The organism is Priestia sp. KCTC 13724 (assembly GCF_056820425.1).
In genome coordinates this window covers 1-13,091 of the sequence record NZ_JBXDLD010000110.1, presented here as the reverse complement: position 1 = coordinate 13,091, position 13,091 = coordinate 1, and the positions used below count along the sequence as shown (strand labels likewise).

At 36.8% G+C, this 13,091-nt stretch carries 14 protein-coding genes; 11 read left to right on the top strand and 3 right to left on the bottom strand.

Annotated elements, in window-relative coordinates:
- Nucleotides 1–92: 92 nt before the first annotated feature.
- Nucleotides 93–641: a DUF3627 domain-containing protein gene (locus AC1UFB_RS14960; protein WP_482589439.1), complete on the bottom strand. Its 549-nt coding sequence runs from the start codon at nucleotides 639–641 to the stop codon at nucleotides 93–95.
- A gap of 270 nt (nucleotides 642–911) precedes the next feature.
- On the opposite strand from AC1UFB_RS14960, the gene AC1UFB_RS14955 reads away from it, so the two are divergent.
- The 8 genes from AC1UFB_RS14955 to AC1UFB_RS14920 all read left to right on the top strand — a co-directional run bounded on the left by AC1UFB_RS14955 (nucleotide 912) and on the right by AC1UFB_RS14920 (nucleotide 7,579).
- Nucleotides 912–2,027, top strand: coding sequence for an IS4 family transposase (locus AC1UFB_RS14955; protein ID WP_482589438.1), 1,116 nt, complete (start codon nucleotides 912–914; stop codon nucleotides 2,025–2,027).
- 404 nt (nucleotides 2,028–2,431) lie between these two features.
- Nucleotides 2,432–3,274, top strand: coding sequence for a pyrroline-5-carboxylate reductase (gene proC / locus AC1UFB_RS14950; protein ID WP_100347697.1), 843 nt, complete (start codon nucleotides 2,432–2,434; stop codon nucleotides 3,272–3,274).
- Nucleotides 3,275–3,357: 83 nt separating this feature from the next.
- Nucleotides 3,358–4,464, top strand: coding sequence for a glutamate 5-kinase (gene proB, locus AC1UFB_RS14945; protein WP_100347698.1), 1,107 nt, complete (start codon nucleotides 3,358–3,360; stop codon nucleotides 4,462–4,464).
- A 99-nt stretch (nucleotides 4,465–4,563) separates the two neighbouring features.
- Nucleotides 4,564–5,826 carry a glutamate-5-semialdehyde dehydrogenase gene (locus AC1UFB_RS14940; protein WP_328100978.1) on the top strand — a complete coding sequence of 421 codons (1,263 nt, stop codon included), beginning with the start codon at nucleotides 4,564–4,566 and terminating at the stop codon, nucleotides 5,824–5,826.
- A gap of 357 nt (nucleotides 5,827–6,183) precedes the next feature.
- The gene (locus AC1UFB_RS14935; RefSeq protein ID WP_025908441.1) at nucleotides 6,184–6,381 is read left to right on the top strand and encodes a cold-shock protein; all 198 of its coding nucleotides are present in this window, start codon (nucleotides 6,184–6,186) and stop codon (nucleotides 6,379–6,381) included.
- Nucleotides 6,382–6,597: 216 nt separating this feature from the next.
- On the top strand, nucleotides 6,598–7,065 hold the full coding sequence (locus AC1UFB_RS14930) for a hypothetical protein (RefSeq protein ID WP_025908440.1): 468 nt from the start codon (nucleotides 6,598–6,600) through the stop codon (nucleotides 7,063–7,065).
- On the top strand, nucleotides 7,053–7,355 hold the full coding sequence (locus AC1UFB_RS14925) for a YxcD family protein (RefSeq protein WP_025908439.1): 303 nt from the start codon (nucleotides 7,053–7,055) through the stop codon (nucleotides 7,353–7,355). Before AC1UFB_RS14930 ends, AC1UFB_RS14925 begins: the two co-directional genes overlap by 13 nt.
- Nucleotides 7,356–7,363: 8 nt before the next feature.
- Nucleotides 7,364–7,579: a DUF2164 domain-containing protein gene (locus AC1UFB_RS14920; protein WP_224840170.1), complete on the top strand. Its 216-nt coding sequence runs from the start codon at nucleotides 7,364–7,366 to the stop codon at nucleotides 7,577–7,579.
- 24 nt (nucleotides 7,580–7,603) lie between these two features.
- Here AC1UFB_RS14920 and AC1UFB_RS14915 read toward each other — a convergent pair whose 3' ends face one another.
- Nucleotides 7,604–9,772: an MMPL family transporter gene (locus tag AC1UFB_RS14915; RefSeq protein WP_100347700.1), complete on the bottom strand. Its 2,169-nt coding sequence runs from the start codon at nucleotides 9,770–9,772 to the stop codon at nucleotides 7,604–7,606.
- A 163-nt stretch (nucleotides 9,773–9,935) separates the two neighbouring features.
- On the opposite strand from AC1UFB_RS14915, the gene AC1UFB_RS14910 reads away from it, so the two are divergent.
- The 3 genes from AC1UFB_RS14910 to AC1UFB_RS14900 all read left to right on the top strand — a co-directional run bounded on the left by AC1UFB_RS14910 (nucleotide 9,936) and on the right by AC1UFB_RS14900 (nucleotide 12,716).
- Nucleotides 9,936–10,805 (top strand): transposase, encoded by an 870-nt coding sequence (locus AC1UFB_RS14910; protein ID WP_328100979.1) that lies wholly within the window; start codon nucleotides 9,936–9,938, stop codon nucleotides 10,803–10,805.
- A 146-nt stretch (nucleotides 10,806–10,951) separates the two neighbouring features.
- Nucleotides 10,952–11,797, top strand: coding sequence for a dimethylarginine dimethylaminohydrolase family protein (locus AC1UFB_RS14905; protein WP_482589437.1), 846 nt, complete (start codon nucleotides 10,952–10,954; stop codon nucleotides 11,795–11,797).
- Nucleotides 11,798–11,864: 67 nt separating this feature from the next.
- Entirely contained in the window at nucleotides 11,865–12,716 is an 852-nt protein-coding gene (locus tag AC1UFB_RS14900) for a YihY/virulence factor BrkB family protein (RefSeq protein WP_328100980.1), read from the top strand.
- 48 nt (nucleotides 12,717–12,764) lie between these two features.
- Here the strand turns inward: AC1UFB_RS14900 and AC1UFB_RS14895 are convergent, their stop codons facing one another.
- On the bottom strand, nucleotides 12,765–12,926 hold the full coding sequence (locus tag AC1UFB_RS14895; protein ID WP_156413431.1) for a hypothetical protein: 162 nt from the start codon (nucleotides 12,924–12,926) through the stop codon (nucleotides 12,765–12,767).
- Nucleotides 12,927–13,091 lie beyond the last annotated feature (165 nt).

Here is a 13,091-nt window from a genome sequence, read left to right as displayed (position 1 = left end):
ACATTCTACAAGATAGGTGCCCTTTTTTGTATGCTTTTTTTGGATTTTATTGGTTAATCAACACGCATGTGGTAAGAATATAGTTACTTTTCCTACCTAACCGCTAAAGTAGCTATAAGACTATCAGATGGATCTATAGGAACAGGCTTCTCTTCCGCACTTTCCATAAAGAAAGTGGGAGTATCTGTAAAAAATATTTTTGTATCGTCCGTAGGTTGATATTCTTGAAATTCCCCATCTTCTATGTTTTCTTCTAAATAAGTGTTAAGATCAATATCATCTTCTGAATCCTCATTTACGTTTGGTAACAATTTTCTTGAATTTTTTTGATAATACTGATCAAATATTTCTTGGTTTTCAGGATGCTGCTTAAAGTAATTATCTAATGCTTTTTCTACAGAAGCATTGTCCTCTACATTTGAACTATCTAAAAGGCTAATGATATCTTTTTGAATTTCTTTGATTTTTGCTAAATTTTCGAAGTTGTTCGTTTCTTCATCAGTTTCTTTTACTGTTGTTACAATAACTTCACTACCTGCAGCTGCCGCTGAGACTTTAGTTTGTAACAGCGAAGCATGAAATAATGTAAAGAACATAGATGCAAGCAATAGTTTTGTTAGTGAATATTTTCCTTTTTCCATAATTATGTATCTCCTTTGTGATTTTTTAACAAAACCAATTATATGACATTAAACCCATGTATGTAAAAAATATACTGGAAAAAAGTGTTGTTTTTTAAAATCGAAACTTTATTATAAAAACATACGTAATCACTAGTGTTGCATTAATTTAAATTCACTATTAAAAATACTCAAAATGTTCAATATTATTATTTTGTGCAAAGAAAAAGTCCTTTATAATGGATTAGTCAGGTGGTAACCCGTCCAAATCCACTAAAAAAGGACCATCACATGGACAAGATTACACGAAAAACTTCATTTGGACAATGGTTTTCACCTATAAATCTTCAATTATTTGAAGAAAACGTGAAAACGATGAAAGTAGATTACTATACGAAAAAATTAACGACAGAGTCATTTCTAAAATTACTCCTTTTTGCGCAGCTACAAGAAATTGAAAGTCTGCATGCGCTGGGTGATTGTCTTTTCGATGACCAGCTTCAAAAAGGGATAGACCTTGATTCTATTAGTATTTCTCAGTTGTCACGGCGGTTAAACGGCATAAACCCTGACCTATTTCAAAGGCTTTTTCTTGATTTAGTGTCACAAATTCATGCCAAAACGCATTACACGAAACTCGTGATGCCGTTAAAAATCATTGATTCAAGCACATTGCCACTTAATTTGACCAATCATAAATGGGCTAAATTCCGCAAAACAAAAGCAGGTGTAAAGTTACATTTGCGCCTTGTGTTTATGGAAAAGGGTATATCCTATCCTGAAAAGGCCGTTATGACAACGGCAAAAGCACATGACCGTGGTCAGCTTGAAATCATGGTGGATGACAAGGAATGCATGTATGTGTTTGACCGTGGTTATCTAGACTACGAGCGCTTTGATCGCATGACTGATGATGGCTACTTCTTTCTTTCACGGCTACGCAAAAATGCAGTCATACGGAACGTTTACGATTTTAAGCTACCAAAGGATACAGCTGTTTTATCAGACCAAATGGTGTTGATAGGTACCACTCAAAACCGTGCTGAAAATTACTTTCGGCTTCTAAAAGTGATTGACTCAAAAGGAAATGAACTTCATTTAATTACAAATCGTTTTGATTTAAGCGCCGAAGAAATTTCAGAAATGTATAAATCACGGTGGGCAATTGAGCTGTTTTTTAAATGGATCAAACAACATCTCAGCATCAAAAAGTTCTACGGTCAAAGCGAATGGGCGATTCAAAATCAAGTATTTATCGCACTAATTGTTTTTTGCCTACATGTTCTCGTACAAATCGAGACCAGAAGCAAGCGAAAAACCTTACAGATTAGCCGTTATCTAAGGGCTGCATTGTGGAAACCAGCGAATGTTTGGCTTCGAAAGATTGAAGGAAAAGCCATCCCTTAAATATGCAAATTGTCGTCGTTGCAAAAGTCTAATTGTAAATAAATTTCCAAATGGATGGGGCCACCTTTGATTGGGTATTTACTTTTTTGCCTCTAAACAGGGAAGGTGAGTAAACTGAAAATTATGACACTATTTATGCAACACTAGTGATCCAAAATAAATAATTTACCCTCAATTATCAAGCATAAACATAAAAGTAGCAAAAAAAGTCGATTTCTGGAGGATTTTCTAATAGAGAAATTTGTTGAAAAATATTTTTGTATCCGGTTTCATTTCTTTTGTACTATGTGCTGACAGCGTTATTTTTACCTTGTCGACAGGTTGACAGCCATTTTGAGCATGTTACGATAGTTACCGTTGAGAGAACGCGAACAAAAATACGAACATTTGACAGGGGAGATTTGATGATCAAAACAAAAAAGATTGCTTTTCTAGGTGCAGGATCAATGGCAGAAGCAATGATTTCTGGTATGATTCATTCTAATATTGTTCCAGCGAAAAATATTGTGGTAACAAATCGCAGCAATAAAGAACGCCTTTTAGAATTGGAAAACAAATACGGTGTTCAAACAAGAAAAAGAGCTAATTTAGACACAACAGATATTGACGTGTTCATTTTAGCAATGAAACCAAAAGATGCTGAGCAAGCATTATCCTCTTTAAAACCCAATATAACTAAAGATCAAGTTGTTTTATCAGTGCTAGCTGGTATTTCAACAGCCTTTATGGAAGATCTATTGCATGAAGAACAACAAGTTGTTCGAGTGATGCCAAATACCTCAAGTATGATTCAACAATCTGCTACAGCAATATCTCCAGGACAATATACAGCAATGGATTCAGTCATTTTAACAAAAGAGTTGCTATCGTCAATTGGTCAAGTTTACGTTATTGATGAAAAACAAATGGATATTTTCACGGGCATTGCCGGTAGTGGACCAGCGTACTTTTATTTCTTAATGGAGCATATTGAAAAAGCAGCCAAAGAAGAAGGATTAGATCCAGAAGTAGCCAGAGCAATTGGAGCCCAAACCATATACGGTGCGGCAAGAATGATGATGGAGCGTGACGAAACGCCAACAGAGCTTCGTGAAAACGTAACGTCTCCAAATGGCACAACGGCAGCAGGCTTGAAAGCCCTTGAAGAACATGGTGGCGGAACGGCAATTATGCGCGCGGTAAAAGGAGCATCAGACCGTTCAAAAGAAATGAGTGAACAGCTTGAAAAGGTATCCAACGAAGCATAAACCATAACTTCATATTCTTCGTTACTATCCTCATATTTATAAATCAATAAAACAAAAGAAACGAATTAACTAGGAGTGATTTGATGAGTCCCGATGGCAAGAAGCGGGTTGTAATTAAGATTGGCAGCAGTTCTTTAACAAGTTCACACGGTGAGATTAGCCGAAAGAAATTGGAGAGGCTTGTTGACCAAGTAGTCGAGTTGAAAGATCAAGGTCATGAGGTACTGCTTGTTTCATCCGGTGCAGTAGCGGCAGGTTACAGAAAACTTGGTTGTTTAGAAAGACCTAGCTCATTACCTGAAAAACAAGCGGCCGCATCCATTGGCCAAGGACTTTTAATGGAAGCATACTCCGAGCTGTTCTTATCTCATGGCTACGTCGCGTCACAAATTTTAATTACGCGAGATGATTTCTCTGATGAAAGCAGATATAACAATGCACGTAATACCATTAACGTACTGTTAGAACGAGGAATTGTACCGATTGTCAATGAAAATGATACGGTGACTATTAATCGTCTAAAGTTTGGAGATAATGATACGCTATCTGCTAAAGTTGCAGGGTTAGTTGATTCAGATTTACTTATCATCCTATCTGATATTGACGGATTATATAGCGCGGATCCTCGTGAAAATCCAGATGCGGAGCTATTATCACACGTATCTGAAATTACGCCGGAAATTGAAGAAGGTGCTGGAGACTCTGGAAGTTCAGTTGGCACAGGTGGTATGCGCTCAAAAATTGATGCGTTTAAAATTTCAATGGCTTCAGGAATTCCTTCATTCCTAGGAAAAGCAGGCGTTCCAAACATTTTAACAGAAGCGGTGTTGGGTGAAGCATTTGGAACGTATTTCGAAGCAGGAGAAGACGCTGTTAACTTAAGTCAAAAAGAACAGTGGATTGCGTTTAACTCAGGGCCTGAAGGGGAAATAGTAATTAAAGACGAAGCAAAAACGGCGATTGTGGAAGAAAAGAAGCCGCTGCTACGAGAACACATTAAGTTTATAAAAGGTCACTTTGAAGAAGACTCCGTTGTTCGAATCTTAGATGTTGATGAGCAAGAGCTTGCATTAGGTGTTTCGAATTATTCTTCAGAAGAATTAGCTCAAAACGAAGAAATGAATGAACCCGTTGTTGACAGTGAAGGAATGGTTTGTCACGTCGAAATTCCGATTCCGGTAGGCCTTTAATTAAACAATCGAAGAACGACAAATCTATGGTATAATGATGTAACAAAAATAATCATAATATTTAAAAAAATATTGTAAATCTTATCCAGGAGTGATTTTGTGGTACAGGTAAAGGAAGATATTTCGGTTAAGCAACAAGCGGTGTTAGCTAAAAAAGGTGCAAAGCAGCTTAGTCTATTAACAACAGAACAAAAAAACAAAGCGCTTTTAACAATTGCAGATGTACTTGAAGAGCACACGGATGACATTTTAAAAGCAAATGAAAAAGATTTAGAAAATGGAAAAGAAAACGGCTTTGATGATGCGCTAATGGATCGTTTAGCATTATCTGTTGAACGTGTAAAAGATTTTGCAGATGGACTAAGGCAGGTATCGAAGCTTGATGATCCAACAGGAGATATTTTAACAGAGTGGACGCTTGAAAATGGTTTAAATGTTAAACAAGTTCGCGTTCCACTTGGAGTAATTGGAATGATTTACGAAGCGAGACCAAACGTAACGGTTGATGCTACAGGTCTTGCGTTAAAATCAGGTAATGCGATTGTGTTAAAAGGTGGTTCTTCTGCAATTCATTCCAACAAAGCGATTGTCGAAGTCATGCATAAAGCATTAGATAAAACAGAAATTCCTAAAGAAGCTGTCCAATTTATTGCGAGTACAAATCGTGAAGCAACGCAGCAGCTCTTCACGATGAAAGAGCATATTGACGTATTAATTCCACGCGGCGGTGCATCATTGATTCAGGCTGTTGTAAATAATGCGACGGTTCCTGTATTAGAAACAGGAGTAGGGAATTGTCATCTTTATATTGATGAACACGCAGATGTTGAAAAAGCTATTTCGATTCTAATCAATGCTAAAACGGATCGCCCAGCAGTATGTAACGCAGCTGAAACGGTATTAGTTCATGAAAAGTGGCTTGAGCAAAACAGCGACCGTTTAATTCAAGCGTTTAAAGACTTTAATATTGAAGTGTTTGGTGACGAGCGCACACTTGCTACAATTCCTGGTGCCAAAGAAGCAAAAGAAGCAGATTGGGCAGAGGAATATTTACGCCTTGCAATTGCGATGAAGGTTGTTTCAAACGTAGATGAAGCAATTGAACACATTGAAGTATATGGCACGAAGCATTCAGAGGCTGTGATTACAGAAGATGAAAATGTTGTGAAAAAGTTTATGGCGTTAGTAGACGCAGCAGCTCTTTATCATAATGCTTCGACTCGCTTTACAGACGGTGGAGCGCTTGGTTTTGGAGCGGAAATTGGAATTTCAACTCAAAAACTTCATGCAAGAGGACCAATGGGCTTGCCGGCACTAACAACAATTAAATATGTAATGAGCGGAAATGGTCAAGTACGCTAATATCATAAAAATAATTATGTAAAGAAACTCAGCAGAGATGCTGAGTTTCTTTTGTGCAATGAATAAAATATAGTTGTCAATTTCCTAAAAATATAGTATTATTGAATTTTTTTCTAAACTCTGCTATAATAAAAACACGTAATTTTTTTACTATTGTATCCTCATTTAAGCGTATATGCTTTATGTTAAACATACGCTTATAATCTTATAATAAAACTCCATCTTTGATTCGTTTCTCTCATGATAATATTAAATTCTTCAAGATAGGTCATTTACCGATATGCTCCATTTTAATAAACTCATGATGATACCCATATGAAGACGGATAGTAGATTACTTTAAAAGGAGATTATGTCTATGTATAACCGAAAAAATGTTGAACCAGCTGTAATTGAAGAAACTAAAGTATGGGAATGTACGTCAGATAGTTGTAAGTGTTGGGTTCGCGATAACTTTAAGAGCGGTGACCAGCCAACGTGCCCGCTTTGTAAAAGTGAAATGCAACAAGCAACGAAAGAGTTACAGGTTATTCACAATCCAAAAGTAATTGACTAATAAAATACGAGGTTTGTAGAAGCTGCTCATATTCTTTGCAACATGGATATAAGCAGCTTTTTTGATTAAGTAGGTAACCAAACATAAGATTGTGAACGTTTTTGGGCAATTACTTCATTTTTATATAAAAAAATGAAACCTTTTGATACGATGAAACGTAGTACAAGTTACGTAGAAAATTTTACGTATGTAACTAATAGTAGGGGGCAAAAATTCATGTTAAAAAAAGTATTAGCAGCTTGTGTAACGCTTACGATTATGTTTTCACCAATAGGTGGAGCATTGGTTCAAGATAGCTCAACCATTGTAAGTGCAAAAGGTTATAAATCAGGAAAGCGTTCTTTTGATAGCGGAAACAGCAATCAACCAAGCATGTTTAAGAACAACAATAATACAAACAGCAATTCTTCTGTAAATCAAAAGAACAACACAACAAATAACTCAAAATCAACGAACGCAGCAAGTACTAACCGTGGTGGTTTAATGAAAGGACTATTATTCGGTGGACTTGCAGGATTACTATTTGGTAGTATGTTAGGAAATTTAGGTGCATTAGGTCCAGTAATCGGCTTCTTAATTAATGCATTAGCAATTGTAGCTCTTATTTTAATCGTCATTCGACTATTTCAAAGCATTAAACGTAACAAGCGTAAAGAACAGGAAGTGAACTCTTGGAGAAACTAAAAATCTCGGAACAGGACATTATCAATGCAATGTGTCTGTATATTGCTGATAAAAAGCAGGTGCAGCCTCAGGAAGTTGAGGTCGAATTGATGTATGATGATGACTATGGCTTTTCAGCTGAGTCATACGTAAATGATCGAAAGCAGGTCCATATTACGTTAAATATCATTGAGGCACTGCGCTTGTGGTTAGATACGCAGATGAACATTGATCCATTCTCAACAGGTTTAGAATTAGAGTTAGATGACGAAGAAGGCATCATTGCTTACGCAACGGTAAGACAAGGATGAGCAAGTCTTTGACAATATCAAAAGAAAAAAAGAAAGTATTAATTGAAGAAATTCAAACGTATTTTTTAAATGAACGTGATGAAGAAATTGGAGAGTTAGCAGCGGGCTTACTGCTTGATTTCTTCATTGATAAAATAGCTGTCGAGTTCTATAACTTAGGCGTTGAAGATTCATATCGTTATATGAGTGATCGCTTAGAGGATTTGTTTGCTATCCAAAAATAACCCTGCAATTTGCAGGGTATTTTTTTATTTATTTAGCTGTGTGTTTGCTTTGGTAGTTTTTTTACCAAAAAACCACCAGTTTGCATTGCCTAATAACTTCATAAGAGAAGGGACAAGCAGCATCCGAACAACCGTAGCATCAATAAAGATAGCAAGTGCGATACCAACGCCCATTTGTTTGACAGGTGTAATGCCAGTAAACGCAAATGCACCTGTAATCACAATCATAATGAGAGCGGCACTTGTAATAATTTTACTAGTTGAAGCTAACCCTTCAACAGTTGCTAAGTTATTATCGCCTGTTTGTTCATACACTTCATGAATGCGTGAAATTAAGAATACCTCATAATCCATACTTAATCCAAATACTAGTCCAAACACAAATACGGGAAGGACTAAGGCAATATTAGACTCTGTTAAGCCAAAATGTCCCCCTTGGAAAAGCCAAACAAGCAATCCGAAAGTAGCTGTTAAGCTTAAAATGTTCATAATAATTGCTTTCAGTGGAATTAAGACAGAACGAAAGGCAATCATAAGGATTAAATAAGTAGATACCAGAACTAACAATAAGCCGTAAGGAGCTTTTTCATATATTTCATCAAAAATTTCTTGTTCAAACTTTGGATATCCTCCTACATACAGTTCAAGATCACCTGGTGTTTTAGCAGCCCACGTCTTTACAAATTCTTTTGCTTCGTTGGAACTTTGTTTTGTATCCAATGTTACTTTTACAAGCATATAATCATTATTTACAAATGACTCAACCGCTGGCTTAGTTTGAGTCTCTAACTGTTGGTTGTTCAATAGTTGGCTAAGTTCTTTCCCTGAATCTACTTTTAATGCAGTAGGTAAAGAGTCAACCTTACTGACCAAATTATCATCTTCTATTTGATGAATAAACGGTACGGCATCATTTAGAGAACCTTGTGCTAACATATCACCATTGCTTTTTAACACAAAGAAGACATCGGTGGTTGTTTCGTCCGTAAAACGCTCATTGTAAACTTCTAAAGCCTTTTTTGAATCATAGTTATCTGGCAGGGCTTCAGAAGATGGGATTTCCAGCTGCATATCTTTAATAGGAAGAAGTGCTGTTAACAAAATAACAAGGGAGACGAGCGTCATAATGACCGGTCGTTTCATTACAAAATGAGCAAAAGAACGCCATTTTGATTGACCCGATTGATCATTTGTGCGCAGGATACGCAAGCGATTTACTTTTTCGCCAAGCATTGCTAAAATAGCTGGCAGTAATGTAACCGCTGATAAGACAGCTACAAATACAACCGCCATGCCTCCTAACGCTACGTTTTGGAAAATGTCTACTTGTATGAATAACATTCCAGCAAGCCCAATAAATACGCAAAGCCCGGAGAAAATGACCGAGCGCCCAGCAGTTTGAATGGTCTTTTTCACAGCGTTTTCTACGCTGTTATGTACGAGCTCTTCTTTAAAACGATTAATAAATAGAAGGGCAAAATCAATACTTAAAGCTAATCCAATCATCGGTACAACATTTAAGATAAAGATTGACAATGGTGTCACATGATGAAAGAAATAGACAATTCCCATTGTTGTAATAACCGTCACGATACCAATAATTAAAGGAATGCCAGCTGCAATAACGCCACCAAAAGCAAGTAATAAAACAATGAGTGCTACAGGGATTCCAATTGCTTCAGCTTTTGCTAAATCTTTTTGGCTAGCTGTATTCATATCCTGAACAATAACAGGTTCGCCTGTTAGCTTCACTCTAATTTCATCATTTTCAATTGGAATATCTTGAAGCTCATTAATTTCATTATCTAAATCGACAGCTGCTTTGTTGAAGTGAATAATGCCATACGCAAAGTTGCCATCAATTGTACTACTATCTAGAGAAGGAGCGTCAATCTTTAACACATAGTCCTTTGTATTAATTTTCTCTAAGTAATTGCTTGCGCTCTTAATAAGCTCTTCATATGAGACGTCATCTTTCTTTTCAAACAAAGCAATCGCTTGAGATTCGCTGACGTCAAATTCATCAACAAGAAGCTGTTGGGTTTGTTTAAATTCACCCTCCATCTCAAAGCCGTTACCTCCCAAAACAGATGGGAGTTTCAGAGCAAAATAACCAAATGTAACAATCAAAACAAGCCACATAGCTAGAAAAAGTTTACGATATCGATATAAAATTGTAGATAGCTTTTCCATAATAACCTCCGTTTCTATATAACTACTAGCCTATTTTATAACAAACAATGATGAGGGTGTTGCAAAACTCATAAATATTCAAAAATGAATGCATAAAAGAATCCGTCTTCTTGGAAGAATGATAGTACCCTAAACTATCTCCAGAAAGGACGGATTTACTAGTATGATAACCAATTTCGAAGAAAATCAATCCCTTTTACACATTTTATTTGCTTACGTAGACAGTTTAACAGTGGGACCTGTTCCAGCTGGCACAGGTCGTCCGCCTATTTGTCGTAAAGCCTTACTCAAATGTTTCTTCGTAAAAACTGTCTTTCAAATCCATTCCTTACGGAAATTAACTCGTTTCTTACATCAATATCCTTTATTTCGTGCATTCTGTGGTTTGTCTGCCGTTCCTCATATCTCTACATTTTCACGTGTAGGTACTTGGTTTCGTGAGAAAGGCATCTCATTGATTCATGAACACGTTCTTCAAGAAATGAATGTAGGGCTAATTCCATGTGTTTTAATCGACAGCACTGCTTTACGGAGTAGTCTATATGACTCGCAAGCAAAGTGGGGAATGTCTACCCGATACCGTTGGTATAAGGGCTATAAGGCTCATATTTGTTCCACACCGGAAGGTGTTATTTTGTCATACGCTTTTACAACAGCAAATGTACATGATAGTCAAATGGCTCCTGTATTGCTTCAACATGTAAAAGATCGAAACGTTTTGTTTTCGATTGCTGATGCTGCGTATGATAGTCAGCATATTTATGAAGCTGCAAGTGCATGCAATATCTTTCCTGTGAATCCACTCAATCCACGAAAAGGGAAACAGACGAAAATTTCTCATCGTCGTGTACTATCAACTTTTTTACAAACAACGTTTGGCAGACAATTGATGAAAGAGCGTGGAAAAATTGAACAACAGTTTAGTAAACTAAAAGATCAAGGGTTGGAGCAGCCTCGTTGGTATGGACAAAATCGCTATCTGTTGCATGTTCAGCTAGTTTCTCTGATTCATAACATTGCATATTTATTTTAGTTTTGCAACACCCTCAATGATACAAATAGAAGTTATTTGGCACTTTTAGTAGCAAATTAATTGCTGGTTGTAAGAAATAAAAACTTGTTTATTTTCTTCATAAAAAAGGAACACTACACTATACAATTATTTGGGTAGGTGTTTTGATGAATCTAGAAAAATCCCCCGTTTGTCAAACGGAATACGGCATTTTAAAAGAAGTAATTGTTTGTCCTCCTACATATATGGAAATTAAAGAAATAATTAATGAAACACAAAAGCATTATGCTGGAGAAAATATTGATGAAACCAAAGCTAGTAAGCAGCATAAAACATTTGTAGAGTACCTTCGTACACAAGGAATTAACGTCATTGAGCTAAAAGCAGACAAAAGGTTTCCAGAACAAGTGTTTACACGAGACATTGGATATGTACTTGGCCACGCGGTTCTTGTTTCCAAAATGGGAAGCGATATTCGTGAAGGTAAAGAAGCTTATTTGACAGAATGGTTGAACAATCATAACCTATCTTATTATCAAGTAAAGGGTGACTCAATTGAAGGCGGCGATGTAATTATCGATGGAAAAGACATTTACATTGGCGTGAGTGGGAGAACGACCACGGAGGCTATTAAGCAGGTCCAAGAACAACTTCCGCATATGAATGTTATACCCATTCCTATTAAAGACGGTTATTTGCACTTGGATTGCGTTTTCAATATTATTTCTAAAACAGAAGCGTTAATTTATCCCGAGGCTCTTGATAAAAGGGAAATAGCATTATTAAAAGAACGATTTGACTTAATTGAAGTAACCGAAAAAGAGCAGTTTACATTGGAGACGAACGTATTTTCAATTGGGAATAAAACGCTTATTAGTTTACCTGTAAATAATCAAGTAAATGAAACCCTTCGTATGAGAGGGTTTGAAGTGGTTGAAATTGATATTTCTGAGATTATTAAATCAGGAGGATCGTTTCGATGTTGTACGCTACCTCTTCAAAGAGAAGAATAGAAAAAGGATTAAAGAAGAGGAAAATCGGGAATTAAAGAGTTGAGTAAGTGAAGGAATGGGGGATTCAATGCAAGGAATCGTAGGTTTTGTAAAAAAACTAATAACTGAAATTAAAGAAGATAATGCAACTGGGCTTGCGGCAGAACAAGCGTATTATTACATGCTTTCGCTGTTTCCGATGCTAATTTTACTGTTATCCATCATACCTTATTTATCCCTTGATGCAAACGATGCGATAAACGTGTTAGAAAGTGCTATGCCAGCTGAAACAGCAGATATATTTAAAGAAAATGTTGTTCAGTTTATTAATAACCCAAATGGTGGCTTATTAACAATTGGTATTTTAGGAACACTTTGGTCAGCATCAAATGGAATGAACGCATTTATGCGAGCGATGAATGAAGCGTATAATGTAAAAGAAACTCGCTCGTTTATAAAAGTGCGTGGCTTATCGATACTGCTAACAATTGGATTGATTTTAACACTTGTAATTGCACTTATTTTACCTGTATTTGGCGGTGTTATTTTAAAAGCTTTAGTAAGCTGGGGGCTGCCAACTAGCTTTGGGACATTTTTAAGCGTTTTAAGATGGATTGTAGCGATCACAATTATGATTGCTGTGTTATCTATGTTATACCGATTAGCGCCGAATAAAAAGTTTCCTTTTGCACACGTATGGCCTGGTGCTGTGGCAGCAACGCTTCTGTGGCAGCTCACGTCTCTTGGCTTTTCATTTTATGTCAGTAATTTTGGTAACTATTCAGCTACTTATGGAAGCTTAGGAGGCGTCATTGTGCTAATGCTATGGTTATTCTTAACGGGATTAATTCTGGTAATTGGCGGTGAGATTAACGCTATATATCATCAAGATCGAACGATTTCTCCTGTTACAAAAAATGACGAAATAACGGTTAATTAGGAAAAGAGTTTGGGACATAACAAAATGATGGCTTCTAAAAGACGAACACTAGCTGTTCCCATCTCTTTGGTTTGTCTCAACACGTTCGTTCCATTGCGCTACGGCCACTCGCTTTCCGCGGGGAGGAACCTGAGCTTCCTCGCTGCGCTGCGGGATCTCCGTTTTCCCTCTCTTTCCCGCAGGAGTCGAGTGTCCTACGCTCCATTCCACCCTGTTTCCAAACTAGTTTTTCCCAATCAACAAAAAAACCTGAACGATTAAAAGTTATGAACTCTCAATCGTTCAGGTATAGTAGAGGCTGAACTACGTAAGCCCGAAATATAAAAAATAGCGCACCTTCACGGTACGCACGACGAACGGCCAGCTAACTGAATT

Coding starts and splice junctions, on each gene's coding strand:
- AC1UFB_RS14960 (WP_482589439.1), bottom strand. CDS start 641: ATGGAAAAAGGAAAATATTCACTAACAAAACTATTGCTTGCATCTATG.
- proC (WP_100347697.1), top strand. CDS start 2,432: ATGATCAAAACAAAAAAGATTGCTTTTCTAGGTGCAGGATCAATGGCA.
- AC1UFB_RS14910 (WP_328100979.1), top strand. CDS start 9,936: ATGATAACCAATTTCGAAGAAAATCAATCCCTTTTACACATTTTATTT.
- proB (WP_100347698.1), top strand. CDS start 3,358: ATGAGTCCCGATGGCAAGAAGCGGGTTGTAATTAAGATTGGCAGCAGT.
- AC1UFB_RS14915 (WP_100347700.1), bottom strand. CDS start 9,772: ATGGAAAAGCTATCTACAATTTTATATCGATATCGTAAACTTTTTCTA.
- AC1UFB_RS14900 (WP_328100980.1), top strand. CDS start 11,865: ATGCAAGGAATCGTAGGTTTTGTAAAAAAACTAATAACTGAAATTAAA.
- AC1UFB_RS14930 (WP_025908440.1), top strand. CDS start 6,598: ATGTTAAAAAAAGTATTAGCAGCTTGTGTAACGCTTACGATTATGTTT.
- AC1UFB_RS14955 (WP_482589438.1), top strand. CDS start 912: ATGGACAAGATTACACGAAAAACTTCATTTGGACAATGGTTTTCACCT.
- AC1UFB_RS14935 (WP_025908441.1), top strand. CDS start 6,184: ATGTATAACCGAAAAAATGTTGAACCAGCTGTAATTGAAGAAACTAAA.
- AC1UFB_RS14905 (WP_482589437.1), top strand. CDS start 10,952: ATGAATCTAGAAAAATCCCCCGTTTGTCAAACGGAATACGGCATTTTA.